This window comes from Nocardia sp. NPDC004722 (assembly GCF_053601505.1).
This window is the reverse complement of record NZ_JBSGBY010000979.1, coordinates 1-1,942: the sequence shown is the minus strand read 5'-3', so window position 1 is coordinate 1,942 and position 1,942 is coordinate 1. Positions and strand designations below refer to the sequence as shown.

The window sequence follows — 1,942 nt, the reverse complement described above, 5'->3', positions numbered from 1 at the left end:
GAGATCGAGGACGGCGCGGTGACGCTGCGCAGCCGCGCGGGGCACGTGGTCACCGGCAAGTATCCGGGCGTGGCGGTGCTGGGCGACGAATTGGCTGCCCGGATTGCCACCCATATGGTTCTTGCCCAGGTAGCGGGCGAAACCGTTGTAGCCCAGCACCAGATCCATGAAGGTGTTGTCCTTGGATCCCGCCAGATAGGGGCGGGAATCGGCGGGCCACAGGATGGTGAGCACCACGAACCAGCCGGAGGAGACGACCAGCGCGGCCAGTGCGGAGAGCGAGTGCAGCAGCCGCTTGCCCAGTGTCGTCGGCGCGACGATCAGGTAGGCCAGCCCCAGCGCGGGCAACACCATCAGGCCCTCGAGCATCTTGGCCAGGAACGCGAAACCCAACGCGACACCGGTCAGCGTGATCCACAGCAGGCTCGCCCGAGCCAGCGCCCGCACCGTGCAGTACGCGGCCGCGGTCATCAGCAGCACCATCACCGCGTCGGGGTTGTTGAACCGGAACATCAACGCCACCACGGGCGTCACCGCGAGCACCACGCCCGCCAGCAGTCCGGCGACGCGGCTGAGCGTCACCCGCGTGACCGCGCCGTACATCAGCGCGACCGCGCCGACCGCCATGATTGCCTGCGGTGCAAGCATGCTCGCGCTGCTGAATCCGAACAGCTGCCCGGACACGCCCATCACCCATTGCGACACCGGCGGTTTGTCGACGGTGATGAAGTTGCCCGGATCGAGCGACCCGAACAACACCGCCTTCCAGTTCTGCGATCCGGACCAGGCGGCTGCGGCGTAGAAGCTGTTGCCCATCGCATTGACGGTGATGTTCCACAGGTAGGCGACGGCGGTGCCGAGCAGCAGCAGCGCTAACGCGAGCCGCTCCCAGCGACTCGCGGGTGACAGGCCGCCCTCGCTCTCGGCAGGCGGGGTGGTCGGTTCGGACGGGGCCAACTCGGCAGTGGTCACGCTCACCGCGGGAGTGTGTCTGCCCAGACAGTGAGGACCCTGGCTCGAGCCTGGGAGATTCCTGTGAACCGCGATCTCTCTATGCTGGTCGAATGAGCCCAGCTACGGCAGCATTGGTGCGAATCGACCCCGACCTCGACGCGGTGACCACGATCGGAGTCGAATCCGAGCCCGCCGCCACCGGACTCGACCGCGGCGATATCGAGGCGATCTGGCAGTCGGTGCAGGACTGGTATCGCCTGGGCACCACTCCCGCCATTCAGGTATGCCTGCGCCATCGCGGGCAGGTGGTGCTGAACCGGGCCATCGGCTACGGCTGGGGCAATGCGCCCAAGGACGCCGCCGACGCCGACAAGCGCCTGGTCACGCCCGATTCGCCGTTCTGCGGATTCTCCACGGCCAAGGGCGTTTCCGCGGCGCTGATGTTCATGCTCATCGAGCAAGGCGCGTTCGCGCTGACCGACCCGGTGTGCGCGTATGTTGCGGAGTTCACCGGGCACGGCAAGGAGCGCATCACCATCGGCGATGTGCTGTCGCATTCCGCCGGAGTCCCTTTCATCACCCCACCGCATCGCGGCTCGGACCTGGTGCTCGACGAGGAGTTGGCGGTGCGTGGCCTGGCCGACCTGGAGCCGAGCTGGCCACCGGGCCGGTTCCGCGTTTATCACGCCCTCACCGGCGGCCTGATCCAGCGTCTGCTGGTTCAGCGCGCGACCGGAAAATCCATGCGCGAGCACCTGCGCGAGCAGGTCCTGGAACCACTCGGCTTCCGCTGGACCAATTTCGGCGTGCGCCCCGAGGACGTCGACGCGGTGGTGCCGAGCGTCAAGGTCGGCCCCGGCCCGTCCAAGCTGTGGCGGCACGTCGCGGGCCGCGCCCTCGGCGGCGGCCTGTCTGGTCCCACCGACGAGGCCGCCGCCCGCGCCTTCCTCACCGCCGAACTCCCCTCCGGCAACCTGGTGACCACCGC

2 protein-coding genes are annotated in these 1,942 nt (G+C 68.2%); one reads left to right on the top strand and one right to left on the bottom strand.

Features of this window, described 5'->3' with window-relative positions; all coding sequences use genetic code 11:
* Nucleotides 1-978: ArnT family glycosyltransferase (locus tag ACWELQ_RS44820; protein ID WP_452403044.1), on the bottom strand; the 978-nt coding region annotated here is incomplete at its 3' end.
* An 86-nt stretch (nucleotides 979-1,064) separates the two neighbouring features.
* Between ACWELQ_RS44820 and ACWELQ_RS44815 the strand changes: the two genes are divergently transcribed.
* Nucleotides 1,065-1,942, top strand: an 878-nt coding sequence (locus ACWELQ_RS44815) for a serine hydrolase domain-containing protein (RefSeq protein ID WP_452403043.1), incomplete at its 3' end; no start/stop codon positions are given.